General features: G+C 59.6%; 21 protein-coding genes. 7 read left to right on the top strand and 14 right to left on the bottom strand.

Features of this window, described 5'->3' with window-relative positions; all coding sequences use genetic code 11:
* The first annotated feature begins 41 nt into the window (after window positions 1–41).
* From CKV99_RS11025 to CKV99_RS11015, 3 genes are read left to right on the top strand one after another with little or no spacing between them, the layout of a single operon-like run.
* A complete protein-coding gene (locus CKV99_RS11025) occupies window positions 42–1,142 on the top strand; it encodes an S-(hydroxymethyl)mycothiol dehydrogenase (RefSeq protein WP_092260534.1) in 1,101 nt (366 codons plus the stop codon).
* Between the two features lie 38 nt (window positions 1,143–1,180).
* Window positions 1,181–1,807 carry an MBL fold metallo-hydrolase gene (locus tag CKV99_RS11020; protein WP_092260536.1) on the top strand — a complete coding sequence of 209 codons (627 nt, stop codon included), beginning with the start codon at window positions 1,181–1,183 and terminating at the stop codon, window positions 1,805–1,807.
* Window positions 1,808–1,832: 25 nt separating this feature from the next.
* Window positions 1,833–2,753 carry an NAD-dependent epimerase/dehydratase family protein gene (locus CKV99_RS11015; RefSeq protein ID WP_092260538.1) on the top strand — a complete coding sequence of 307 codons (921 nt, stop codon included), beginning with the start codon at window positions 1,833–1,835 and terminating at the stop codon, window positions 2,751–2,753.
* Here the strand turns inward: CKV99_RS11015 and CKV99_RS11010 are convergent.
* From CKV99_RS11010 to uriT, 7 genes are read right to left on the bottom strand one after another with little or no spacing between them, the layout of a single operon-like run.
* On the bottom strand, window positions 2,750–3,580 hold the full coding sequence (locus CKV99_RS11010; protein ID WP_231910021.1) for a DsbA family protein: 831 nt from the start codon (window positions 3,578–3,580) through the stop codon (window positions 2,750–2,752). The genes CKV99_RS11015 and CKV99_RS11010 overlap by 4 nt on opposite strands.
* A gap of 54 nt (window positions 3,581–3,634) precedes the next feature.
* Window positions 3,635–3,982, bottom strand: a complete 348-nt coding sequence (locus tag CKV99_RS11005; RefSeq protein WP_092260542.1) for a DUF2304 domain-containing protein — start codon at window positions 3,980–3,982, stop codon at window positions 3,635–3,637.
* Window positions 3,983–4,678, bottom strand: a complete 696-nt coding sequence (locus tag CKV99_RS11000) for a glycosyltransferase family 2 protein (RefSeq protein WP_092260544.1) — start codon at window positions 4,676–4,678, stop codon at window positions 3,983–3,985.
* Between the two features lie 18 nt (window positions 4,679–4,696).
* A complete protein-coding gene (locus CKV99_RS10995) occupies window positions 4,697–5,518 on the bottom strand; it encodes a glycosyltransferase (RefSeq protein ID WP_092260546.1) in 822 nt (273 codons plus the stop codon).
* Window positions 5,519–5,525: 7 nt separating this feature from the next.
* The gene (gene rfbA / locus CKV99_RS10990; RefSeq protein WP_092260548.1) at window positions 5,526–6,389 is read right to left on the bottom strand and encodes a glucose-1-phosphate thymidylyltransferase RfbA; all 864 of its coding nucleotides are present in this window, start codon (window positions 6,387–6,389) and stop codon (window positions 5,526–5,528) included.
* 19 nt (window positions 6,390–6,408) lie between these two features.
* Window positions 6,409–7,347: a uridine-preferring nucleoside hydrolase UriH gene (gene uriH, locus CKV99_RS10985; protein ID WP_092260550.1), complete on the bottom strand. Its 939-nt coding sequence runs from the start codon at window positions 7,345–7,347 to the stop codon at window positions 6,409–6,411.
* Window positions 7,340–8,794: a uridine transporter UriT gene (uriT, locus tag CKV99_RS10980; RefSeq protein ID WP_092260552.1), complete on the bottom strand. Its 1,455-nt coding sequence runs from the start codon at window positions 8,792–8,794 to the stop codon at window positions 7,340–7,342. The genes uriH and uriT overlap by 8 nt, the downstream gene beginning before the upstream one ends.
* Window positions 8,795–9,105: 311 nt before the next feature.
* Here uriT and CKV99_RS10975 point away from each other — a divergent pair, with 311 nt between their 5' ends.
* Both CKV99_RS10975 and CKV99_RS10970 read left to right on the top strand, forming a co-directional pair.
* Window positions 9,106–9,816 (top strand): hypothetical protein, encoded by a 711-nt coding sequence (locus tag CKV99_RS10975; protein WP_092260554.1) that lies wholly within the window; start codon window positions 9,106–9,108, stop codon window positions 9,814–9,816.
* 278 nt (window positions 9,817–10,094) lie between these two features.
* Window positions 10,095–10,478, top strand: a complete 384-nt coding sequence (locus tag CKV99_RS10970) for a hypothetical protein (protein ID WP_092260556.1) — start codon at window positions 10,095–10,097, stop codon at window positions 10,476–10,478.
* Between the two features lie 43 nt (window positions 10,479–10,521).
* Here CKV99_RS10970 and CKV99_RS10965 read toward each other — a convergent pair whose 3' ends face one another.
* Window positions 10,522–11,883, bottom strand: a complete 1,362-nt coding sequence (locus tag CKV99_RS10965; protein WP_092260558.1) for a sugar nucleotide-binding protein — start codon at window positions 11,881–11,883, stop codon at window positions 10,522–10,524.
* A 35-nt stretch (window positions 11,884–11,918) separates the two neighbouring features.
* Window positions 11,919–12,893 carry a dTDP-glucose 4,6-dehydratase gene (gene rfbB / locus CKV99_RS10960; RefSeq protein WP_177178140.1) on the bottom strand — a complete coding sequence of 325 codons (975 nt, stop codon included), beginning with the start codon at window positions 12,891–12,893 and terminating at the stop codon, window positions 11,919–11,921.
* A 123-nt stretch (window positions 12,894–13,016) separates the two neighbouring features.
* Here rfbB and CKV99_RS10955 point away from each other — a divergent pair, with 123 nt between their 5' ends.
* Window positions 13,017–14,150 (top strand): HNH endonuclease signature motif containing protein, encoded by a 1,134-nt coding sequence (locus tag CKV99_RS10955; protein WP_143063475.1) that lies wholly within the window; start codon window positions 13,017–13,019, stop codon window positions 14,148–14,150.
* On the opposite strand, the gene CKV99_RS10950 is transcribed toward CKV99_RS10955, so the two are convergent.
* From CKV99_RS10950 to CKV99_RS10930, 5 genes are all read right to left on the bottom strand, one after another.
* Entirely contained in the window at window positions 14,118–15,449 is a 1,332-nt protein-coding gene (locus tag CKV99_RS10950; RefSeq protein WP_231910020.1) for a hypothetical protein, read from the bottom strand. The two genes, CKV99_RS10955 and CKV99_RS10950, sit on opposite strands and share 33 nt — an antisense overlap.
* The gene (locus CKV99_RS10945) at window positions 15,446–16,792 is read right to left on the bottom strand and encodes a M1 family metallopeptidase (RefSeq protein WP_092260562.1); all 1,347 of its coding nucleotides are present in this window, start codon (window positions 16,790–16,792) and stop codon (window positions 15,446–15,448) included. Before CKV99_RS10945 ends, CKV99_RS10950 begins: the two co-directional genes overlap by 4 nt.
* 19 nt (window positions 16,793–16,811) lie before the next feature.
* Window positions 16,812–18,842, bottom strand: a complete 2,031-nt coding sequence (locus CKV99_RS10940; RefSeq protein WP_092260564.1) for a prolyl oligopeptidase family serine peptidase — start codon at window positions 18,840–18,842, stop codon at window positions 16,812–16,814.
* 63 nt (window positions 18,843–18,905) lie between these two features.
* Complete coding sequence (locus tag CKV99_RS10935) at window positions 18,906–20,039, bottom strand: alpha/beta hydrolase (RefSeq protein WP_092260566.1); 1,134 nt, start codon at window positions 20,037–20,039, stop codon at window positions 18,906–18,908.
* A 480-nt stretch (window positions 20,040–20,519) separates the two neighbouring features.
* The gene (locus CKV99_RS10930; RefSeq protein ID WP_092260568.1) at window positions 20,520–21,923 is read right to left on the bottom strand and encodes an alpha/beta hydrolase; all 1,404 of its coding nucleotides are present in this window, start codon (window positions 21,921–21,923) and stop codon (window positions 20,520–20,522) included.
* Between the two features lie 134 nt (window positions 21,924–22,057).
* On the opposite strand from CKV99_RS10930, the gene lpdA reads away from it, so the two are divergent.
* Window positions 22,058–23,470 carry a dihydrolipoyl dehydrogenase gene (gene lpdA / locus CKV99_RS10925; protein ID WP_092260602.1) on the top strand — a complete coding sequence of 471 codons (1,413 nt, stop codon included), beginning with the start codon at window positions 22,058–22,060 and terminating at the stop codon, window positions 23,468–23,470.
* The last annotated feature ends 7 nt before the right edge of the window (window positions 23,471–23,477 follow it).

The following is a 23,477-nucleotide window of genomic DNA, read 5'->3' as shown; positions in this document are numbered from 1 at the left end:
ATCAATAAGCGGGAATTGTTTAAAGTCGATAGCCTGGGGCCATGACCGAAACAGTAAAAGGTGTAATCGCCCGCTCCAAGGGCGCCGATGTAGAAGTAACCAACATTGTCATCCCAGACCCAGGCCCCAACGACGTTGTGGTCAAGGTCCAAGCCACCGGCGTGTGCCACACCGACCTCGCCTACCGCGACGGTGACATCGCCGACGAATACCCCTTCCTGCTCGGCCACGAGACCGCAGGTGTCGTCGATAAGATCGGCGAAGACGTCACCCACGTTGAGGTCGGCGACTTCGTCGTATTAAACTGGCGCGCCGTGTGCGGCGAGTGCCGTGCCTGCCGCAAAGGGGACACGAAGAACTGCTTTAACACCCACAATGCTTCCCAGCCGATGACGCTGGAGGACGGCACTGCTTTAACCGCGGCGCTCGGGATCGGCTCATTCGCAGAAAAGACCCTGGTTCACGAAGGCCAGTGCACCAAGGTCAACCCCGAGGAAGACCCGGCTGCCGCCGGCCTACTGGGCTGCGGCATCATGGCCGGCGTCGGTGCGGCAGTCAACACCGGCGACATCCAAAAAGGCGAATCCGTCGCCGTCTTCGGCCTAGGAGGCGTAGGCCTAGCAGCTATTGCTGGAGCAAAGCTGGCGGGCGCCACCACAATCATCGCGGTCGACCTAGACGAGCGCAAGACCAAAGCAGCCGTCGACACGTTCGGCGCAACTCACGCTATTACCTCCAAAGATATGGAGGAACAAGAGATCATCGATAAGGTCCGCGAGCTAACCGACGGCTTCGGCGCTGACGTCACCATCGACGCCGTGGGCATCATCCCCACCTGGCGCCAGGCGTTCTACTCCCGTGACCACGCAGGCCGGATGGTCATGGTAGGCGTGCCCAACCAGACCAGCGAGATCCAGCTGCCCGCTATCGACCTGTACTCGCGCGGCGGCTCCATCAAACCTGCCTGGTACGGCGACTGCCTGCCAGAGCGTGACTTCCCCATGTATGTTGACCTGCACCTCCAGGACCATTTCCCACTCGGCGAGTTCGTCTCGGAGCGGATTGGCATCAACGATGTGGAAGAGTCCTTCACCAAGATGAAACACGGCGACGTGCTGCGCAGCGTCGTCGAATTCAAATAAGCGCATCAAATAAGCGCATCAAGTAAGGAGCCATACCAATGACTTTTCGCATTGACAACGTAGTCACATCCGGAAAATTTAAGCTCGACGGCGGTGAGTGGGATGTGGATAACAACGTCTGGATCGTCGGCGACGACTCCGAGGTATTCATCATCGACGCAGCCCACGACGCCGACGCCATCGCCGCTGCTGTAGGTGACCGCAAGGTCAAAGGCATCATCGCTACCCACGGCCACAATGACCACATCGATGCCGCACCGCGGTTGACCGAGCTTGTCGACGCCCCCATCTACCTTCACCCAGCCGACTCCATGCTGTGGGAAGAAACCAACAATGGCCTGAACTATCGCGACCTCGAAGATGGCCAGACCTTCCAGATTGCTGGTACCGATATCAAGGTCTTAAGCACCCCAGGCCACTCGCCGGGTTCGTGCGTGCTCTACGTGCCTGAGGCCGCGGAGCTGTTTTCCGGCGACACCCTCTTCCAGGGTGGTCCCGGTGCAACGGGCCGTTCTTACTCCAGCTTCGACACCATCATTGAGTCCCTGCAGAAGTCCGTTTTGGACCTGCCCGCAGAGACAGTGGTGCGCACCGGGCATGGTGATCACACCACCATCGGTGATGAGGCACCGCACTTGGAAGAGTGGATTAAGCGCGGCTACTAGCGAATACCTATTAGACTGAGTAACTATGCGTACTCTTGTCACCGGCGGCGCCGGATTCATCGGATCCCACCTCACAGACCTCCTCATTGAGGAGGGGCACCAGGTTACTGTGGTGGACAATTTGTCGCATGGCAAGAGATCCAACCTGAATCCCGGCGCCGAATTTGTTGAAGCAGATATCCGGACTTTAAACTTCGATGAACTGCTGCAACAGCACACCCCGGAAGTGGTGTTCAACTTGGCGGCGCAGATCGACGTTCGTTCCTCCGTCGATAACCCAGTCTTCGATGCTGAAACAAATATTTTGCCGGTGATCCGCCTCGCCGACGCAGCCCGCAAGGCAAACGTGCGCAAGATCATCCACACTTCCTCAGGCGGGGCGATCTACGGTGAGCCCGACCAGTTCCCTGTCTCCGAGGACACCCCCGTCAACCCCTATTCCCCGTACGCGGCCTCGAAGTACGCCGGCGAGGTCTACCTGAACACTTTCCGCAACCTGTATGGGTTGGAATGTTCACACATCGCACCTGCAAATGTGTATGGCCCACGCCAGGATCCGCACGGCGAGGCCGGGGTGGTTGCGATTTTCTCCCAGCACCTGCTTTCAGGCAAGCCGACCCGCGTGTTCGGTCAGGGCGATAACACCCGTGACTATGTCTACGTGGGCGATGTTGTACGCGCCTTTTACCTTGCGGCCGGCGACGTCGGCGGGGGAGAGCGCTTTAATATTGGCACCGCAATCGAAACGTCTGACCGTGAGCTGCACACCCTCGTGGCCAACGCCGCTGGTGCCGCCGACGATCCGGAATACGCCCCCGCGCGTCTCGGCGACCTGCCCCGCAGCGCGCTTGACTATTCGAAGGCCAAGCGCGAGCTGGGCTGGGAGCCGAAGGTGCGTATCGACGAGGGCGTGGCCCGCACCGTCGAGTACTTCCGCACCGCCTAGTTCTGCGCCTTGACTAGCTCGGCGTTAATCACCTGTTCGAACTGCTCGAAAGGCAGCGCCCCGGAGATGATTTGGGTGCCAATCACAAAGCTTGGCGTGCCGTTGATCCCCAGGCCTGCGCCGAACTGGCGGGAGCCGTTAATCGCCTCGTCGTATGTGTCGCTGGCTGCGTCGGCCGCGAATTTGTCGAGGTTTTCCACACCGGCTTCTTCGGCGTAGCGGAGGAAATCATCGGCGGTGAACTGGCCGCCGCGGGCTTCGAAGTCTGCGAATAGGGCGTCTTTGAACTCGAAGAACTTGCCCTGGGCTGCGGCGGCGCGGCCTGCGCGTGCTGCGTCTTCGGAGTTGGGCCCGTTGATGGGCAAGTCGTTCCACTCCAGGCGCACCAGCCCGGTGTCGACGTATTTGTCGATAATGTGCTGCTCGGTTTGGGTGTTGTGGCGTGCGCAGTACGGGCAGCCGAAGGAGGAGAATTCGCTGATCACAATCGGCGCGTCCACGGCACCGATGCCCAGCGGGTCATTCGCGTTACGACGCCCGACCTCGCCATCGTCGCCCCCACCGTAGATGGTGGCGTCAATGTTGTCACCTACTGAAAAGTCGGTGCCGGGCTCAACATCGGAAATATCGGCGGGCTGCTGGGCTTGTGTGTTTTCTGCTGGTGCAGCTACTGCTGGTGCGGGCGCCTGGTCGCGGCCCTCGTTCAGGCCAATGAGATAGCCACCGAGGGCAGCGCCGAGCGCGAGCACAATGGTAAACGCCCACATGAGGGCTGGGATTTTCGTTTTTGATTCGTTAATTGAGGAGTCGTTTCTGGTTGTAGACACGGCACTAACGGTATCACTTGCGGCGGCATGTGGGGATCGGGGTGCTAGGACAAGCTAGGTGCGGTCGGTGCGGTCCTCGGGGGCTTCGGCATTCTGCACCGCGATCGAGCGGGCCAGGCGCGCGTAGCGCAGTTCTTGTTCACGGAAGCGGACCCAGGTGGACATCGTCGTAAAGAAAAATGCGACAACCAAAGCGTAGAGCATCAGGTCGGTGCCGCGGTCGACGCCCAGCCAGTTGGCTACTACGGTGAGATCGTCGGGACGCAAAATCGCCCACACCGCAGCGACAGCAAGCAGCACGAACCCAATCTTGACCCACGCCTTTGCGCGCGCTTTCTTCCGGTTGAGGAAAAAATACGCCACCATCACAACCGCGGCGATCAGCAGCAAAATTTGGATCATTTACAGCCTCCTTGCCACAATGCCATCGGCGAGAATATTCACGCCGTTGATCAAGGATTGGCCCTTGCTCATGGAGTACTCGGTGTACAAAATGTCCACGGGCTCTTCGGCCACGCGCCAGTTCTTCTGGTCTATCATGCCCACGATTTCGCTGGCATGCGACATCCCATTCATCCGGATATCCATCTCATCGGCGACCTTCTTGTTGAACACGCGCAGGCCGTTGTGGGCATCAGTGAGCCCCAAACGCTTCGTGCGAGGGCTCAGCAGCACCACCGTTTTCAGCACGACGCGCTTGATCCAGGGCACTTGCGAATTGTCTTGGCCCGCAAAACGCGTGCCGACGATAATATCCACCGGCTCGCTGCGCAACCTTTCAAGCATGCGTACCACATCTTTGACCTGGTGCTGCCCGTCGGCATCAAAGGTGACAAAATATTGCGCGCCAGGCTGTTGGCGGGCGTATTCCACACCGGTTTGAATCGCCGCTCCCTGCCCCAGGTTGACCGGGTGGTCCACCAGGTGCGCCCCGGACGCGCGGATTTCTTCGCGCGAATTATCTTTCGACCCGTCGTTGACCACCGCGATGTTGGGGAACGTGTCGCGCGCATGCTCGACCACCTCGCGGATGACCTGCCCTTCGTTGTAGCAGGGCACGATCAGCCACGTGTCGCTGAAATCTGTGGTGGCGTTCATGATTTCATATCATAACCGCTACCGGTGGAATAGCAGCCCATTGACTTTGCGTAGCACTGCCGTGGGCAGCATGCGGTAGGTGGTGCGCACCACCAGGTTCGCCGCCGCGCGCGGGGGTGACACCAGCCCGTAGCTGGCCAGATTTTTCTGGAGTTGGATCTCAGACCGCAGCATTTTCTTGTTGGTGCGTCGTGCCAGCTGTGCGTCGCTAACCCGGAAATAGGTCAGCGGTTCGGCCATATTGTGCAGCTTTTTACCGTCCGCAAGCAGCCGGGCCCACAGGTCATAGTCCTCAATAAACGGCAGGTGGCGGTAGCCACCCACGGCGCGGACGTCGGCGGTACGCATCATCACCGACGGATGATTCAGCGGTGAATTCAGTTTCGCATACGCGCTTGGGTCTTCCGGAAGCCTCCGGATCTCGCCTAACGACGCCTCCAGCTGGCCAGTCGCACTAAAAATGGTGTCGTCGAATTCCTGCACCGCTGTCCCCACCACCGCGATGTCTGGGTTGTTGCGCAGAAACTCCACCTGCTTCTCAAAACGGTCAGGAAACGCGATATCGTCCGAGTCCAGGCGGGCCACAAACTCAGTGTCTACCTGCTCCAAACCTGCAGCCAGCGCCGCCCCAAGGCCTTGGTTGTGCTCGAGTGGGTGGGCCACAGCGTTGGGGTATTCGTCGATAAGCGTGTGTAATTCGTCGGGTACGGGGCCGTCGATCACCACGATGATCCGTGCCGCAGGCAGAGTCTGCGCCGCCAGGGAATCCAGTGCCGCGCGCAACTCGGCGGGCTGGGTACGCGCGTAGATCGACATCAGGGCCGTAACGGGGGAGACCATGGCACCACTATAGATCGATCGCTTCGAGCAGGTATACCCCGTAGCCTGACTTCATCATCGGCCCGGCCAGCTTTTCTAGCTGGGCGGCGTTGATGAAGCCCTCCCGGTAGGCGGCCACCTCCGGGCTGCCGACGATCGAACCCGTCCGCTTCTGGATCACCTCAACATAGGCGCTGGCCTCCGCCATCGAATCAATCGTTCCGGTATCCAGCCACACATCCCCGCGCTGCAGGCGCTGAACCTGCAACCGGCCCTGCTCCAGGTACGCCTCATTGACAGCGGTGATCTCCAACTCACCGCGCGCGCTGGGCCGGATCTGCTTCGCAATATCCACCACGCCGTTGTCGTAAAAATACAGCCCCACCACCGCAAAACTGCTCTTTGGGTGCTCTGGTTTCTCCTCGATCGACAAAGCCGTGCCGTCGGTGTCGAACTCCACCACACCGTAGCGCTGCGGGTCCGACACCTCATACGCAAAAATCATGCCACCGTCCGGGGCCTGGCACCGCGCTGTTGCTTGGCTGAGACCTGCGCCCTCGAAAATATTATCCCCCAGGACTAGTGCCACAGAATCGTCGCCGATAAACTCCTCGCCAATAATGAACGCCTGCGCCAACCCCTCAGGTTGTGGCTGCACCGCGTAATCGAGCATGAGCCCCCAATCCGAGCCGTCACCAAGCAATCGTCGAAAAGCGTCCTGATCCTCCGGGGTAGTAATAATCAAGATCTCCCTGATCCCCGCGCCAATCAGCGTGGACAGCGGGTAGTAGATCATGGGTTTGTCATAGATGGGCATCAGCTGCTTCGAAATGCCCTTCGTGATGGGGTACAGCCGCGTGCCCGATCCGCCAGCGAGAATAATGCCCTTCATGCTTAGCGAGTCTAGCGCGCTAGCCGATAGCGCGAATTGCTGCGGCAACCAGATCCCAGAACTTCGGCGCATCCAACTTCGTGGCCACCTGAGTGTTGCAATCAGCAGGGGCCGGAGCCCGGAAGTCCGCCACCGTCATCCCGGTGGTGAGTGTGCCGTTGAGCTCCACATCGAGTGGCACCTTTCGGGTTTCCACAATCGACGGATCCACGAGGTAAGCAATGGTGCAGGGATCGTGCACGGGAGGATTTTCAAACCCTTGCGCGTCCTGATAATTCTTCCGGAAAGCGCCGAAAAGCCCCACAACAAAGTCGGCGGTGTCCGTACCAATCGACTTGATCTCTGCTTCAACCTCAGGGGTGGCCAAAGCCTGGTGGGTGAGATCCAGGCCCACCATGGTCAGTTTCCACGGCTCATTGAACACGATATGGGCAGCTTCCGGGTCGATCTTAATATTGAACTCGGCCACAGCGGACCAGTTCCCAACATGGTAGCCACCACCCATCAGTACGACTTCCTTCACGCGCTCCACGATGCGTGGCTCCAGCCGGGCTGCGAGGGCAATATTGGTCAGCGGGCCTGTGGGCACAAGGGTGACGGTACCGGGTTCGTGCGACATCACGGTGTCGATGATGAACTGCACGCCACTGCCCTCGTGCGTATCGACGGTAGGTTCCGGTAACTCATAGCCGTGAATTTCCATTCCGGTATCACCATGAATGTCTTCAGCAACTTCAACGGGGCGCACAAGTGGGCGTGTTGCACCTGCGTACAGGGGAACGTCGCTCATGTTCGCGATCGTCATCACTTGTCGCGCGTTAAAGGTGACCTTTTCAAGTGTCTGGTTGCCGCCGACGGTTGTGATGCCGAGCAGGTCGATGTCGGGATTGCCATAGGCCAACAGCATCGCCACGGCATCGTCATGGCCGGGATCGCAGTCGAGAATGATTTTATGCATTGTGAGTGACTCCTTCGGTCTTACGGGCAGCTTCTGCTGCCAACGTATCGGGAATTGTTTCGGGTTGAGGGATGAGAAATGAGGTAAGGAAAGCGCACGCGAGCAGGATTGCGCCTGCGACCATGCCTGCTGCGTAGCCGCCTGAACTATCGACGAAAATAGTTGCCACAGCGAAGAGGACCGCAAAAGAAACACCGGCACCCAAATTGAACGCGCCGGCATTCATACCGGGAAGATAGCCTTGGTTATCGGCAGGGGAGAGTACCACTCCGAGCCCGTTCAACATGATGTTGGCGGTGCCGGCATAAGTTATACCGACGAAGATCGAGATGATAAGCAGTGTCACAGGGGTAGGGGAGGCCGACATGAAGATCGCCCCAAGAACGCCGAGGAACGTGCCTGCAATACCGACTTGGAGAATTTTCTTGTATCCAAACTTGGCGGCGAGTAAGCCAGCGACCGGCCCGAAAACCAAACCTGCTAAGGCATATGGAGTAAGTGTCCACCAGGAAACGATGCCGGCGGACATTCCGGGACCATTGACAGGGTCTTGGGCGAGGTTCGGGATCAGCCCGTTCATGATTGCGAAGACACCGGTCATGGTCAGCAGTGTGGTCAGCAGCAATGCCCAGGTTCGGCGTTGTTTGAGGTAATCCACGGTGACAAGCGGGTGGGCTACTTTCTTTTCAACATTCCAGAAGACAACCACTCCGATCACACCAACCGCAACTAGGAGAACAACGAGCCACCAGTTGGCGTCTTGAATCTTGCCCGCCTCGTTGAACGCGGTGAGGAGGGCACCGATTGCAATGGCCAGTGGTAACACACCGGCCCAGTCCATTGGCTGATGTTCCTTCGCGCGTGATTCACGGGTAAAGAACTGCACTGCAAAGACTGCTGCAACACAAAACCCGGCCATCACCCAGAAAATAGAGCGGAAACCGAAGGTGCCAGCAAGCCATCCGCCAGCCAACGCATCAACGCCACCAATTCCGCCGTTGACAGAGGTGAGAATGCCCATATATAGGGCGTATTGCTTTTCGTTTGGCACCTGCTGGCGCAGCATAATCAAGCACAGCGGAACCGTCGGGCCTGCCACACCTTGGATCACGCGGCCGATGAAAAGGACCGTAACGTTTGGGGCGAGTGCTGCAACAACACAGCCGATACCAGTAACGAGCATCATTCCGACGAGAACTTTACGACGACCAATGAGGTCGCCCCACCGCGGAAGAAAGAGTGAGAACAACGCTGCAGCCGTAAAAAATGCGGTTTGCGTCAGGCCAATCTGGGCTGCAGTGGCGTTAAGTTCTGCCTCCATTGTTGCCAGGGCCGGAGACAGCATAGACGCGTTGAGCTGAAACGCGAACACTGCCACCAAAAGAGCGAGTAGGAGTGAGACTGCTTCCCCTGTCGGTGTTCGTCGCACATCCGGTGTTGATGACATTGGTTTACCCCTTCTTGGCTATTGCGGCAGCTCAGCTTGCATACTTTTACACTGGGAGCTTTCCGGGTCTTGTTTGTCGTCGATAAGCCTGCCTCCGCATGTTCCCTCCGCACTCGACGAAAACGACTATATCGGGGAGATTAACGCTCTGAATCACTCCAAGTCAATGGATGTGATCAGAACCATAGGTCACTGGTCTTGTGTGTCTTGCTGGATAATGATGAAACCTGTTCGCGCGTAAAGAAGTCGTGCAGTGACGCACGGCGGTGCGCAGTGTAAGGTAAACTGCAACGCCAGTAACAGGAGGTAACATGCGTTTCAAGAAAATGGTCGGGGCTGCGTGCGCTTGGCTGCTCAGCGTCGGCGTGATTGGGGCAGGTTCGCTCGGTGTCGTGCCGGAGGCGCATGCGTCGTCGGTGCCTGTGCAGGGATCCTCAGCGGCGGCACCTGCCCTCGGCCTGGCAGCACCGCGTGGCACTACTGTTACCCAAGGTGACGAAATCATGGGCTTCCGCGGCCACATCTGGAACACGTGCACCTTGGGCTACGTCGACCGAGCAGCACGCGTCGGCTACACCGCTGCCCACTGCGCGTTCCCCGGAGAACCTGTGTTTAATTCGCACGCCCAGCTGATCGGTTTCGTGGAGCACTCCAATATGCTCGACCTGAACGCTGGTGCCACAGATGTGGCGAAGATCCGCTTCGTCGACGGCATTAATATTGGTGCGAACATCCACACCGGGGATGCCCGCGTCCCGCACCACACCGTACGACCAGGCGAGCAGCTCTGCGCGTGGGATCGCACCGACCACCGCGTCGTGTGCGGCCGGGTTACTGATGTTGGAACCGGCCCCAACAATAACAAGAACGTGCATAGTCACCTTCCCGGTGTAGGCCCCGGTGACTCCGGCAGCCCCGCATGGATCCCGGGCCGCGGCTTTGTCGGCGTGGTTTCTGGTGCGGACACCAACCACCCGCAGAGGGTGTTCCGGGAACGTATTGCTAGCCCTGACGGTCTTTAGATTTCGTTTTCGCGAACGTTGTTGAAGAGAAGAATCTTACAGTTAGGTATGAGAGTTTTCACCTCTTGGGCAACCCGGGAGGATGGAGTATCGAGAATATCGGATTAAGGGAGATATCCTGACGCTGAGATACTCCAAAGAGCTTGGACTCACACCTGAATTGATTGATGGGATGGTCGCTTCTCAAAGAGGTTTTGACTCCAACGCATCCACATCCTGCCCACGCTGCAATAAGCTGTTGCAGTGGATGTGGAATGGTCGTATGTTTGGAAAGGAATATGAAGGTTCCGGCTTATTTTCTTCTGCTGACTTTCACTGCGGCTGTCTTCATCTGGAAAACGGTCGCTGATGGTGAGTTCTTTGCCGTCGCTACGGCAGGACTGTTGATCGTAGTCGGTGTTTTTCGTGGATTCTTGCTCCGTGAATCGTTGAGCGGAGCGTATAACGAAGGGTCCGAACTTGCGCGGTCTGTGCAGTCGATCCGCAACCTCGTCTCGTACTTCGAAGTGGCCTTGGGTGCAACGCTTGTCACTTTTCTCCTTGGGTTCTTGGTGAACGGGAGTATGGCGGGCGGTGGGCAAGCAATTGGCCACGGTGCAGCACTCTTGATTCTGCCTGCGGGAGTTGTTGCTGCTTTTGCCGCTTTCCGGCTTCGCGCGTAAAGCTTCGCGCGTAAAGCTTCGCGCGTGAACACCCGCAGTGCATTCAGAGCGTAGCAAGGTACAACGCAAGGGCTGCACGCCAGTTGCTCGGACGGAAACCGGTTGCTTCGATCTTCGACAAATCAAACGCCGAATTTTTCGGGCGCGCAGCCTCCCGGCCCACTAGCTGCGCATACTCCTCGGTAGTTACCGGGTGCACCGAAGACGGATCATGCCCGAGCCCGATGAACACGGCCATGGCAATCTCGTCGCGGCCCACCACATCGCCTGCCGACGACACGTTGTACACCCCATACTCCGCCCCCACATCCAGCAGGTGCTTAATCCCTTTGGCCAGATCTTCGGCGCTGGTGGGGCGGCCGCGCTGGTCGTAAATCACCCGTGGTTCGACTCCGCGCGCAGCAAGATCCGCCATTGTGCGCATAAAATTCTTGCCCTCGCCAAACACCCACGAGGTGCGAATCACATAGTGTTTGGGCACCACGCGTGCCGACGCTTCCCCCGCCGCCTTCGACGCCCCATACAGGCTCAAGGGGCTGGGCACCTCATCTTCGGCGTGGACCTCACGCGTGCCATCAAACACGTAGTCACTGCTGACGTGCACAAAGGTGAGGTTATGCTCCGCTGCGATCGAAGCCAGACGGGCCGGTGCCTCAGCATTAACAGCCCACGCGGTGGCGCGGTCGGTTTCAGCACCGTTGACATCGTTATAGGCAGCAGTGTTAATGATCGCCGAGTACTGCGACCAGTCCCGCGACCGCTGCAACTGCGCCCGAGGCGCGGTAATGTCGAATTCCTCACGGCTGCAATACTCCCACCCCGGTGCAATCACCTTCAAAGCCCGCCCCAACTGCCCATGTGCACCGGTCACCAGCACTTGGCGCGGTGGGACTGGGGTGGCATCGGCAAGCGCGGGATGCGCGATGTCCTTATCAGAAACCTCCGTGGGCTCCAGAGGCCACTGAACTTCGTCCAAGTTCACAAAAGAATACTGCGCATCCGGCGACCAATGCGCGTTGACAAGATACACGTAGGCGGTGTCGTCGTGAAGTGCCTGAAAGCCATTGGCCACCCCGCGCGGCACAAACACCGCAACCGACGGGCTGATCTCGCAGGTCACCTGTGCGCCATACGACGATGAGCCCTCCCGCAGATCAATCCACGCCCCGAAAACCGCACCACTCGCCACCGACACGTACTTATCCCACGGCTCTGCATGCAACCCGCGCGTGGTCCCCCGCGACGTGTTGAAGCTAATGTTGTTTTGCACCGGCGAAAAATCCGGCAACCCGGCCGCAACCATTTTCTCGCGCTGCCAATTCTCCTTAAACCAGCCGCGCGCATCACCGTGCACATCTAGCTCAACAATGAGAAGCCCGTCAATCGCCGTGGGAGAAACCTGCATGGCACCTAAGCTTACTTACTAGCTTGCTTGCTGGCTCACTGATTGGTGCGAGCGTAGCGCGCCTCCACGGCCGCCTTGTCCGCCGCCCACCAGGTTTCGTGCGTACGGTACCAGTCGATCGTGCGGGCCAGCCCATCGCGTAACGACGAAGTGTAGCGCGGCTCCCACCCCAACTCGCCCCGCAATTTTGAGGCGTCAATGGCGTAGCGCTGGTCATGGCCGGGACGGTCGGCGACATGCTCGTATTCACCACCCATGAGTTCGCAGATCAACTCGATAACCTGCTTGTTGGTAGCCTCCCCGCCGGCACCAATCAAATAGGTCTCGCCGATCGTGCCGCGCTCCAGGATGGCAAGCACGGCATCATTGTGGTCATCGACATGAATCCAGTCGCGGATCTGCTCGCCGGTGCCATAGAGTTTCGCTGGCCGCCCAGAAAGCAGGTTCGTGATCTGGCGCGGAATAAACTTCTCAATGTGCTGGTACGGGCCATAATTGTTGGAGCAGTTCGAAATCGTCGCCTCCACACCAAAGGAGCGCACCCACGCACGCACCAGATGATCACTACCCGCCTTCGACGCCGAATACGGAGAACTAGGCTGGTAGGGGGTGTGTTCGTCGAAACGCGGATCAGTGGGTGCTAAATCCCCAAATACCTCATCGGTAGACACGTGGTGGAACCGCACCCCATACTTGCGCACCGCCTCCAACAGCGTGAACGTGCCCACCAGATTCGTCTGAATAAACGGCGACGGATCCGCCAAAGAATTATCATTGTGCGACTCCGCCGCAAAATGCACCACCGCGTCCGCGCCCGCGACCACCTCGTCGACAAGCCCGGCATCAGTGATACACCCCTGCACAAACTCCACATCCAACCCGTCGAGGTTGGCCCGGTTGCCCGCATACGTGAGCTTATCGACGACCGTGATTCGCTGCCGCTGGTCACGGGAGCGAACGAGACGCACAAAATTAGCACCAATAAACCCGGCGCCGCCAGTAACAACCATCGAACCCATAAACGTTACTATACTTCCGCCCGCCCCGTTTTTGGCCTGTGGACAACTCCGAATTATCCACAGATTTCAAACTAGGGTGAGCAAAAAGTTGCGCCTTGTTTTAGCCTCAGAAACATGACCACATATCAGACATTCGCAGCCGGCTGGGCCAGCGCAATCTCCATCCTGGAGGGCGCATACGGCAAGTCGGTCATTGATATGTGCAAAGACGGCCTAGACACCACCATGGCGAAACTGCTGCAAAAACTCGCCACCGTCTACTACGGCTCCACAGGGCACACCCGCTACCAAGAACGCTCCCGCCGCACCGCCGCCGAAAAACGTCACACACTGCACACACTCAATGAAATTGAGAAGCAGATCAACAAGCTCAACAACAAAAAGCACTCCTGGAAAATGCGCGAGGAACTAACCAAACAGCCACCAATCCTGCGCACCATCCGAGCACGCGGAAACGAGCTCCTCGCCAAATACAACGGCCCCGAAAAAGTCACGAACGAAACGTCGATAAGCGCCCGTGCACTCCCAAACTCCACCAACATGCGCCTGACCGCCACCGCGCCCGGCCACCTCGTGCGCGCCGCCATGGACTCACTGGCCAGCGTGCCCGAAGACCAACGCGCCGAAGAAGCCATCAAACGCATCTTCGGTGGGGGCGAAGCCACCGAACCGAAACTTGCCGCCCGCGTGATCGTGCGTGCCGACGACGTCGCCTCCATCGGTGAAGAACTTCCCGACGGTGATGTGATCCTGTCGCTGACCAACGGCACCCGCGTGCTGTCCTCAGACCTGGCGCGCGAAAACCTTGCCGAACACTGCCGCATCGTCCTAGTCTCACCCATGCTGGGTGTACTCAACGTGTTCGAAGGCCGGTTCGCCACAGACAAGCAGCGCGAAGCACGCGCCGCCGTCGAACCCGTATGCACCTGCGACGGGTGTGGCACCGGTGCCGACTACTGCCAAATCAACCACAACGTACCGTACTCGCGCGGCGGACCCACCTCTAACAACAATCTGTCCACCGTGTGCGACTACGACAACGGCAGGATGAGCGACACCGACATCTACGGCCACATCGAACAACGCGGCGGCGAAAACTACCACGTCTCACCGTTTGGGCAGGCGAGGCTGAATGATCACCCGGTGGCCCGGGGCGGGGCCATGCGGCTAGTCAAACACGGCCCGCCGCGCGCCGCGCCCAGTCCCGCCGCAGAATCAGCTGCGAGCGATCCGGCGAGCACGACCTAACCCCAGCAGGTGCACCACAGCACCTGCCATTGGGCCTGCCATCAGCGACACAATCACCGCCGGCAACAGCCCCAACGGTGCAAAGAACAGGATCAGGTACGCCACTGCGGATGCCACCAGCCACCCCGCCACATACCAGCCGTGCTGCTCCAGCGCGAGTACTGCCGTGCCGGTGATCATCAGGCTGCCAGTCAGTGCCGAAGCGAATGTGAGCAGCCCAAGCGTTAGCCCGTTGACAAACAGTTCCGGTTTGAACGCGATCTTCAGGATCCACGGACCCACCAGCCAGGCAGCCACAAACCCGAGAACGCCCAGGCCCAGCACTGCGGCCACAGGTTTTGCGAGCGCCCGGTATATTCCGCGCCCGGCTTCAACGAACTTAACGACGAGCATAGATTGGAACCGTTGCAGCGGGACGAGGATCGGGGCGCGGGTGAGTGTCACGGCGTTGATGACACCGGCAATCGTGATCGTGGTGGTGGGGTCCTCTTGTGGGAACGCCGCGTTGAGGAAAGTAGGGTAGCCGGTGATCAACGCAGCATTTGCCCCGGAGGCCAGCATGGCTTGGAGTACGCGCCGGGCGTAGGGGCCGGGTGCGACGTCAAGTTGCGCCCCGATCGCCGCGCGTGCCGACGACGACGACCCCACCAGCACCGCCACCCAGCTCAGCGTACCGATCACCGTGATCAGCAGAAACGCCTCCAACCCCCAGCCGAACCCCCACGCCACCAGCGCCAGCGCCAGGCGCACACCGGAGTCGAGCGCGACGAGGCTGGCGTATTGCCCCCACAGGTTCGCTCCCGACAAAATGCCCGACAGCACCGCCTGGAACACATAGCTCACCAAGCCGAACGCAAGCAGCCCGGTGGCTAGGCCCGGGGAGGGTGGAACCACGCTAGTCATGATGAAGAAGCTGGCCACCAGCACCACAGTGAACACTACTGTGGCTACCACCGCGCCGAACCGCCACGGACTGGCGGACTCGGCCCCGCCCTCCTTAGCGATCTGGCGGGACGCTGTACATTCTCTGGCCTCCGCGGACTGAGCCTGCGAAGTCCGCGCTTGCGAGGCCCGCGCGGCCACGGCACGGGTGGTTTCTTGCGTAATCCCATCGATCACACCGGCAGAGGCGAAAAACAAACCCCAGTAGGCCTGGAAATACCGCAATTGTGTTTCGGCGTCGAGGGGCCATTGCGCCACCCAAATCACCACAAACCCTGACAACGCAGCGAAGATCGTGGCCAGCGACAGCGCCTTCACACCGCCGGCTTTCCCATCGCCAGGGTGAGGGCCAGTCATCGAGGACACTCCGGCAGCGACATCTCAAAGAGCCAGTCGTGGAGGATGTCGTCGATACGCGCGCGCCCAACAGCCGTAGCCTCAGCGGCGCCATACAGTTCACGCTTCAAATCCTGCGGCTCCACAACACTATGGGCTCCGGCGGCAACATAGCGGCGCAACGCGTCGAAAAAGGCGGAGCTGCCAAGTGCTCGTCGTAAAGCGTGCAACGCCATGGCGCCACGCTTGTACACGCGGTCGTCGAACATGTCGCGCGGGCCCGGCGAACCCACCACGATATCCTTCGGTTTACGCTGCAAAATCGCGTACTCGCGGTCCACATTGACCTGGGCGGGTGTGCCACGATGCTCGAACCAGAGCCACTCGCAGTAGCAGGCAAACCCCTCGTTGAGCCAAATATCGTCCCACTGCGCCACGCCCAGCGAATTGCCAAACCACTGGTGGGCGAGCTCATGCGCGATCAGTCGTTCCCAGCCAGTCATGTGGTTCACACCAAAAATGCTCAGGCCTTGCGCCTCCAGCGGGATCTCCAACTCATCGTCGGTGACCACCACCGTGTACTCAGCAAAAGGGTAGGGGCCAAAAAGCTGCTCGTAGAAGTCGAGCATGGCCTGCTGGTCGCGCAGCGCGGTGCAGGCGGCGGCAGCGTTCTGCGCGCTGACCCACACGTGGGTGTTGCGGCCCAGCTCGTGGCGTTGGTACTCGCCGACCTGCACGGTGGCCAGGTAGGTGGCCATGCGATGGGTGGTTTCGTAGCGCCAGGTGGTGCGTGAACTACCACTTCGCTTATCGACGAGCCGCCCGTTGCACACCACAACATAAGGATCATCCGCGCTGATGGTGAGGGTGTAGGTGGCTTTCTCGTCGGGGGTGTCGTCGCACGGGAACCAGGACGGTGCACCATTGGGCTGGCTGGCTACCAGCGCGCCGTTTTCCAGCTCCTCCCAGCCGATATCTCCCCAGGAGGTGCGGCGTGGGCGGGGATTGCCGCCGTAGGAAATGGCGAGGCGGAACTCAGAATCCACGGGCACTTCGTCTGCGAATGTGATGCGCAGTTTGTTACCGGACTGTTTGAACTTGGCCACCGTGATGTTCAGGCCTGCGCTGCCGTGGGCGACAACGCGGCGGGCGACCATGTTCTGCATCAAATCGAGAGTGAGGCCGCGCAGGGGAGCCCAGTTATCCATCAGCAGGGTGGCGGTGCCTTCGAGACGGTTGGGGTCCACACGGTAGGTCAGGTCGAGGTCATAGTGCCTGATGTGGTAGCCGAGGTTGAAGTCGACGCCGGTGTACCCGTCGCGGTTGCCGGGGATGGGTGTGGAGCGCAGCCTGTTGCTAGTCATCGTGGATTCATCTTACTTTCTAGCCAAGCTGGCGATCTAACCAGGAGTAGATCAGTGCCTCCACGCGCGCGGTCTGGGTGTTGTCTGCAGCCCCTGCGTGGCCGCCGACAGTGTTTTCGTAGTAGTCCACGGGCTGGCCTGCCTGGTGCAGGGCGAGCGCAAACCTGCGGGCATGCGCTGGGTGGACGCGGTCGTCGCGGGTGGAGGTGGTGACCAGCGCCGGAGGCAGCGGCGAGTTCGTTCCTCCGGGGATGTTGTGCTGTGGGATGTTGTGCAGCGGTGACCATTTTTCAATGGCGGCGCGTTCGGTGGGGTCGTCGGGGTTGCCGTATTCCGCCATCCATGACGCGCCGGCTGACAGGGTGTGGTAGCGCAGCATGTCCGTCAACGGCACCTGGATCACGGCGGCCCCGAGTGCGTCGGGGTACTGGACTAAAGCTCCGGAGGTGAGCAGCCCGCCGTTGGATCCGCCGCGAATCCCGATCAGTTCGGGCGTGGTGTAACCGCGACGCACTAGGTCATCGAGCGTAGCTCGATGGTCTTCCCACACTTTGTGGCGGTTGGTTTTGACCACCTGGGAGTGCCACTGCGGTCCGAATTCGCCGCCGCCACGAAGGTTGGGTTGCACGTAGTAGTACCCGCGTTCCAGCCATGCGCGTCCCCGCACTGCGGAGTAGCCGGGAGTGAGTGAGACCTCGAACCCGCCGTAGCCCCCGACGAGTGTGGGGCGCGGTTCATGGGAGTCACCGCTAGAGAAGTTACCGGTAATGAAGTACGGAATTTTCGTTCCGTCGGCAGATTCAACCCAGTGTTGGCGGGTTTCAAGGCCAGAAGCATCGAATAGTTCCGGCGCCCGCTTCACCTCGACGACCTCTGTGCCGGCGACCGACCCTCCTCCGGAGCCGCGGAGCAGGGTGGACGGTTGGGTGAAGCTGGAGGTGTTGATCCAGTACTCGTCGCCGTCGAGCGGGCTTGTGGCAACCACGCTTGCCGACGACGCCCCCGGCAACCCCACCTCCCGACACTCCCAGGTGCCCAGCCGGTAGGAGTGGATTTGGGTGGCCACGTCCACAAGAGTGGTCACCAGCAGCTCGGAAGCAGTAAATGCGAGGGACTCCACTGAGGTGTGCTCATCAGGCTCTACCAGAAGGGTGAAGTCTCGGGAGCCGGAAAGGTAGTCGTCGTAAAGCATAACGGCTAATGCTCCGGCCGGGATGTCTGAAAACGTGGTGCGAGGTTGGAGGAAGAGCCACTGGCGGTGCGCGGTGGCCTCGCAGTCGGTGGGGATGTCGAGGCGCACCCCGTCGATGAAGGTTTCGGAGTTGTAGAAGTCGATCGCGCGCGTGACGACGGTGCGCTCAAAACCTGGAGTGGGGTCGTAGGAGCCGACAACCAACACGTCGTCTGGTTGGCCGGAGAAGATCACTTGGGCGTCGGAAAGCTGCTGGCCGCGACGCCACAGGCGGACTTCGCGCGGGTAGCCGGATTCCGTCAGGGAACCCGCGCCGGTGTCGGTGCCCACCAGCACATCATCGCCGGCCCAAGAGACGTAGCTTTTCGCTTCCGGAAGTACAAACGCGGCGCTGCTGCCGAGGCTGCCATCGAGACTAGCCAAGTCGAGACTAGCCATATCGAACTCGCGCACCACGGTTGCATCGGCACCGCCGCGGGAAAGTTTGATCAGCGCACGGTCATACTGCGGGGCACGTACCACGGCGCCCTTCCACACCCAGTCCTCATCTTCCGCGGCGGCTAGGGCGTCAACGTCGATGAGTTCCTCCCAGGTGGGGGAGTCGGTGAGGTACTCGTCGATAAGCGTCCTGCGCCACACACCGCGCGGGCGGTCGGCATCGCGCCAGAAGTTGTACAAAAATTCGCCACGCCGGGTGACATACGGGATGCGGGCATCGGTGTCGAGCACCTCCAAGATCCGCGACTGCAGCGGTTCCAAGTCGAAGGCGGCGAGGGTGTCATCGGACCAGGCTTGTGCCCACTCTAGGGCTGGTTGGCCGATGATGTCGTCGAGAAGTTCAGGATCAATATCGCGCATAGACCAAGCATAAAGGCCCCGCCGGGTGACGGGGCCTGAGGCGCACCATGGTGCTTATCGACGCTACATCCCAAACGACGGGGCGATGGTGGTAAACCAGGACTTCTCCAAGTCGGTGCGCCAGCCTGGCCAGGAGTGGGTGCCAGCGTTGCGCAGCTCGTAGTGGGCTGGGATGCCCTTGGAGTCGAGCTTCGCCTTCAAATCATGGGTGCACGCGTTCATCGCGCCCTCAATCACGCCACCTTCGAGTTGGAGCCGCAAAGCGTTTGCAGATCCAACAGCTGGGTCTACGCCACGGGCGGTGTAGTACCCCATCATGTCAGTCTCTGCTGCAAGACCGGTAGCGGTGGAGATGTAGAGGTCATGGCCACGGAGTTTCTCGGCGTTGACAAGAGCATCGTTGTAACGGTTGTAGCCACCGCCCATGGGGCCGTACATCATTTCAGGGGTGACCATGTTGAAGTCATTCAACGTGCCGGAGCCACGCTGCACGGTCAGGCGCAGGAACTGGTACGGGATTGGGGTGGACGTTGCTGCACACCCCGAGAAGGATGCGACCGAATCGTAGAAGCCCGGGTTGTGCTGTGCCATGAGTAGGGCCGAGGTTGCGGACATGGAGAAGCCAACGATTGCACGTCGGTTGTCTGCCTTCAGATGCGACTCGATGGGACCTGGCAGCTCTTTGGTCACGAAGGTTTCCCACATCTGGGGGCCCTTCAGGTACGGGGTGTTCAGATCTTTCTTCAGCCAGTCGGCGTAGTAGGTGAACGCGCCGGCCTGCGGGATTACGACGTTGACGCCCTTGTCCTGGTAGAACTTGAGCTTGTTGGTCATCTTCAGCCAGTCAGAATCCTGCTCGGCACCGCCGGCGCCGTTGAGCAGGTACACGGTTGGTGCGTTGTCGATGTGGTTGCCTTCGGCATCGCGTGCTGGGATGACAGCGACAGGAACTTCACGGTCCATGGATGGCGAGTACACGGAGTAGGCCTGGATGGTGTGGCCATCAACGTAGGTGAGCCAGGTCTGTGGTTTACCAGTGGTGACTGCGCGTGGTTCCCAATCAAGGGGCTTGACTGTGCCCACTGCGACATCGCCGGCGACCTGCTGTGGGGTCAGCTCAGCTGCGGTTGCTGGGGTTGCACCGAGTGCGATGGCGATGGCAGTTCCAGCTGCCAGTACGGAACGCTTCAGCTTCATTGAGGAACGCTTCCTATTCTTCTTGTGCTTATTGGCAGGCGCTTCACGGGTGCGCCACATGTCGAGTATCGTATCTAGAGTAAACGATGTTACGTCTCTGTGTGCACCTTAAGCCCCAGTTTGTCGTTAAACAAGCCGTACTTGTGACAATCTGCGAGTTAACGTTAGCTGGGAACCTGGCGATACACTTAGCGTACATACAGCGTAAAAATGCGCCTTCACACGATTCTTTATTAGGAAGGGAATTGACTATGTCTCCTATCGAGCAAGCACAGCTTTTCATCAACGAGTTTCTGGGCCAGGTGCTCCATGCCGGTTCTTCTACCTCGTCGACCATCGCGCTAGGCCTGGGCATGTTCTAGCTTTTGGTATGCATTAAGGGCACCCGTTGTGGGTGCCCTTTTTGTTCGCTTGCCGACGTTCGCTTGCCGACGACCGGCCCTGCCGGGCCGGAACGCGCTGCTCTAGTTCACGGCTGCTCTAGTTCGCTGATGAAAATTCGGCGGAACCGGTGTTGGTGGCTGGTGCGTTGCTTTCGCTCAAACCGAGTGCGGGTTTGATTACGTGGTTCCAGGACTTTTTCAGGTCGTCGCGCCAGCCTGGCCAGGAGTGGGTGCCGGTGTTGCGCAACTCGTAGTGGGCCGGGATGTTTAAGCTGGTGAGTTTGGCGCGCAGGTCGTGGGTGCAGGCGTTCATCGCTGCTTCGATTGCGCCACCTTCAATAGTCAGGGTGGAGCTGGATTTCAGCGCTGCTTCGACTTTGCCACCGTTTCTGTCCAGCAGGGAGCTCAGCATGTCGGTGTCGGATTGCAGTCCGGTTGCCGTCGAGATGTACAGCGCGGTGTTACGAAGACCCTCGGCATTAACAAGGGCATCGTTGTAGCGGTTGTACTCGGAACCCATCGGGCCCCAGATGCTTTCAGGAGTCATGCCGTTGGCGCCGCGGTTCACGGTCAGCCCGGCGTAGAAGTAGGGCAGTGGGGTCGATGTTGCAGCACACCCGGAAAATGAGCCGACGGCGTTGTACATGCCCGGGTTGTGTTCGGCGGCCAGCAGCGCGGAGGTTGCGGACATGGAAAAGCCCACGATTGCGCGGCGGTCATTTGCGTTGAGCTGCTGCTCCATGGCACCGGGCAGTTCCTTGGTGAGGAACGTCGACCACATTTGCTTACCCTTGTAGTAGCCCCGCTGGCCTGGGTCAGTCAGCCAGTCCACGTAGTAGGAAAACGCGCCCTCCATTGGGATGACCACGTTCACCGACTGCCCTTCAAAGGTCTCGTAGACGGTGGAGTCAGCCAGGTTGATCCAGTCGGTGTCCTGTTCGGCACCGCCGGCACCGTTGAGCAGGTAGACGATGGGGGCGTCGTCGACAAGCGCACCGGCAGCATCACGCGCGGGCAGAACCGCTACTGGGATGTCGCGTTCCATGGCTGGCGAGTACACGTTGTACGCGTCCAGCTTTTTGCCTTCGCCTGTGTGGGAGAACCACTTTTGGGGCTTCTTATTCGCCGTGTTCAGCGGAGCTTGCGTCAGTGGAGTCACGGTGACAGCGCCCGCGTCGGTCTGGTGCCGCTGGTCCGGCATATTGTCCAGCTCTTCCTCGGTTGCTTCGCGAGCTTGGATTTCGGGGATCTCTGGAGTGTTGTCGGTGACCTCGTCTGATTCCTCCGGACGGATCTCGCCGGCCTCGGGCTCCGCAGCTGCCTCCGCAGCTACCTCAGCGTCCGTTGCTTTGGGCGTTTCGACGGTCGTGTCGTCGTTAAGCGTGTGCGTATCGACGACCGGCTGAATCTCTTTGTCGGTGTCTTGGGCAATGACGGGTACGGCACCGGCGGCGATCGCAATCGCGGCGGCGGAGGCCAACAGGGGGCGTGTGATCTTCATCTATGAAGCCTTCTCTAGTTGTACGGGAAATTTACTGCTTTGCACTATATCTCGATCTGGCGGAGTGTGGGAACCTGCCCCCACAGGGGTGAAAACGACAACGAGAGCACCGTCACATGCGTATCCTTGTGGGCATGGCTAATGAACACTATGACGTTGTTGTACTTGGTGCGGGCCCTGGCGGCTATGTCGCCGCGATCCGCGCTGCTCAGCTGGGCAAGAAGGTAGCGGTTGTTGAGAAGCAGTATTGGGGAGGAGTCTGCTTGAACGTGGGTTGCATTCCTTCGAAATCGCTGATTAAGAACGCTGAAGTGGCGAATATCTTCAACCATGAGAAGAAGGTCTTCGGCATCAAAGGTGATGTGGAATTTGATTACGAAGACGCGCATAAGCGATCGCGTAAGGTCTCCGAGAAGATCGTTGGCGGTATCCACTACCTGATGAAGAAGAACAAGATCACCGAGATCAACGGCCTGGGATCCTTTAAGGATGCGAAGACCATCGAGATCACCGAGGGTGACGATAAAGGAAAGACTGTCACTTTCGACGACTGCATCATCGCCACCGGCTCTGTGGTGAACACGCTCAAGGGTGTGGAGTTCTCCGAGAATGTGGTGTCTTTTGAAGAGCAGATCCTCAATCCGAAGGCGCCGGAGAAGATGGTTGTTGTTGGTGGCGGTGCGATTGGTATGGAGTTCGCGTACGTACTTAACGCCTATGGTGTCGATGTCACGGTGATCGAGTTCATGGACCGTGTGCTGCCAAATGAGGACCCAGAAGTATCCAAGACCATTACCAAGGTGTACAAGAAGCTCGGCGTGAAGGTGCTAGCGGGCCACGCTACTACTGCGGTGCGCGACAATGGTGATTCCGTCGAGGTGGACTACCAGAAGAAGGGCTCTGACAAGACTGAGACCATCGCCGTTGACCGCGTGCTGGTGTCTGTTGGTTTCCGCCCACGCACCGAGGGTTACGGCCTGGAGAACACCGGCGTGGAGCTGACTGAGCGTGGCGCTATTGCTATCGACGAGTACATGCGCACCAACGTCGACGGCATCTACGCCATTGGCGATGTGACCGCGAAGCTGCAGCTGGCACACGTTGCTGAGGCGCAGGGTGTTGTTGCGGCGGAGGTCATCGCGGGTGCGGAGACCCAGACTTTGGGTGATTATCAGATGATGCCACGCGCTACCTTCTGTAACCCGCAGGTCGCATCCTTCGGTTATACCGAGGAAGCTGCGAAGGAGAAGTGGCCTGACCGTGAGATCAAGACCGCGACCTTCCCATTCTCCGCGAACGGTAAAGCTGTGGGCGCGGCGGCGACCGAGGGCTTTGTCAAGTTGGTTGCGGATGCGGAATTCGGTGAGCTGCTCGGCGGGCACATGGTGGGCGAGGGTGTTTCCGATATGACTCCGCAGCTGACGTTGGCGCAGCGATATGACCTCACCGCTGGCGAGATCGCACGCAACGTGCACATTCACCCAACGATGTCTGAGGCGATGAAGGAAGCAGCCCACGGCATTGAGGGCCACATGATCAACCTGTAGAGCGCGC

This window comes from Corynebacterium cystitidis (assembly GCF_900187295.1).
GTDB classification, from domain to species: Bacteria; Actinomycetota; Actinomycetes; order Mycobacteriales; family Mycobacteriaceae; genus Corynebacterium; species Corynebacterium cystitidis.
The sequence above is the reverse complement of the archived record's forward strand: the minus strand, read 5'-3'. Positions and strand labels throughout refer to the sequence as shown.

What these genes read in the sequence shown, in the direction of transcription:
- uriH (WP_092260550.1), bottom strand. Translation starts at nt 7,347, where the DNA reads ATGCATAAAATCATTCTCGACTGCGATCCCGGCCATGACGATGCCGTG.
- CKV99_RS10970 (WP_092260556.1), top strand. Translation starts at nt 10,095, where the DNA reads ATGAAGGTTCCGGCTTATTTTCTTCTGCTGACTTTCACTGCGGCTGTC.
- CKV99_RS10935 (WP_092260566.1), bottom strand. Translation starts at nt 20,039, where the DNA reads ATGAAGCTGAAGCGTTCCGTACTGGCAGCTGGAACTGCCATCGCCATC.
- CKV99_RS10940 (WP_092260564.1), bottom strand. Translation starts at nt 18,842, where the DNA reads ATGCGCGATATTGATCCTGAACTTCTCGACGACATCATCGGCCAACCA.
- CKV99_RS10975 (WP_092260554.1), top strand. Translation starts at nt 9,106, where the DNA reads ATGCGTTTCAAGAAAATGGTCGGGGCTGCGTGCGCTTGGCTGCTCAGC.
- uriT (WP_092260552.1), bottom strand. Translation starts at nt 8,794, where the DNA reads ATGTCATCAACACCGGATGTGCGACGAACACCGACAGGGGAAGCAGTC.
- rfbB (WP_177178140.1), bottom strand. Translation starts at nt 12,893, where the DNA reads ATGGTTGTTACTGGCGGCGCCGGGTTTATTGGTGCTAATTTTGTGCGT.
- lpdA (WP_092260602.1), top strand. Translation starts at nt 22,058, where the DNA reads ATGGCTAATGAACACTATGACGTTGTTGTACTTGGTGCGGGCCCTGGC.
- CKV99_RS11005 (WP_092260542.1), bottom strand. Translation starts at nt 3,982, where the DNA reads ATGATCCAAATTTTGCTGCTGATCGCCGCGGTTGTGATGGTGGCGTAT.
- CKV99_RS10945 (WP_092260562.1), bottom strand. Translation starts at nt 16,792, where the DNA reads ATGACTAGCAACAGGCTGCGCTCCACACCCATCCCCGGCAACCGCGAC.
- CKV99_RS10965 (WP_092260558.1), bottom strand. Translation starts at nt 11,883, where the DNA reads ATGCAGGTTTCTCCCACGGCGATTGACGGGCTTCTCATTGTTGAGCTA.
- CKV99_RS10995 (WP_092260546.1), bottom strand. Translation starts at nt 5,518, where the DNA reads ATGGTCTCCCCCGTTACGGCCCTGATGTCGATCTACGCGCGTACCCAG.
- rfbA (WP_092260548.1), bottom strand. Translation starts at nt 6,389, where the DNA reads ATGAAGGGCATTATTCTCGCTGGCGGATCGGGCACGCGGCTGTACCCC.
- CKV99_RS11025 (WP_092260534.1), top strand. Translation starts at nt 42, where the DNA reads ATGACCGAAACAGTAAAAGGTGTAATCGCCCGCTCCAAGGGCGCCGAT.
- CKV99_RS10930 (WP_092260568.1), bottom strand. Translation starts at nt 21,923, where the DNA reads ATGAAGATCACACGCCCCCTGTTGGCCTCCGCCGCCGCGATTGCGATC.
- CKV99_RS11015 (WP_092260538.1), top strand. Translation starts at nt 1,833, where the DNA reads ATGCGTACTCTTGTCACCGGCGGCGCCGGATTCATCGGATCCCACCTC.
- CKV99_RS10955 (WP_143063475.1), top strand. Translation starts at nt 13,017, where the DNA reads ATGACCACATATCAGACATTCGCAGCCGGCTGGGCCAGCGCAATCTCC.
- CKV99_RS10950 (WP_231910020.1), bottom strand. Translation starts at nt 15,449, where the DNA reads ATGACTGGCCCTCACCCTGGCGATGGGAAAGCCGGCGGTGTGAAGGCG.
- CKV99_RS11020 (WP_092260536.1), top strand. Translation starts at nt 1,181, where the DNA reads ATGACTTTTCGCATTGACAACGTAGTCACATCCGGAAAATTTAAGCTC.
- CKV99_RS11000 (WP_092260544.1), bottom strand. Translation starts at nt 4,678, where the DNA reads ATGAACGCCACCACAGATTTCAGCGACACGTGGCTGATCGTGCCCTGC.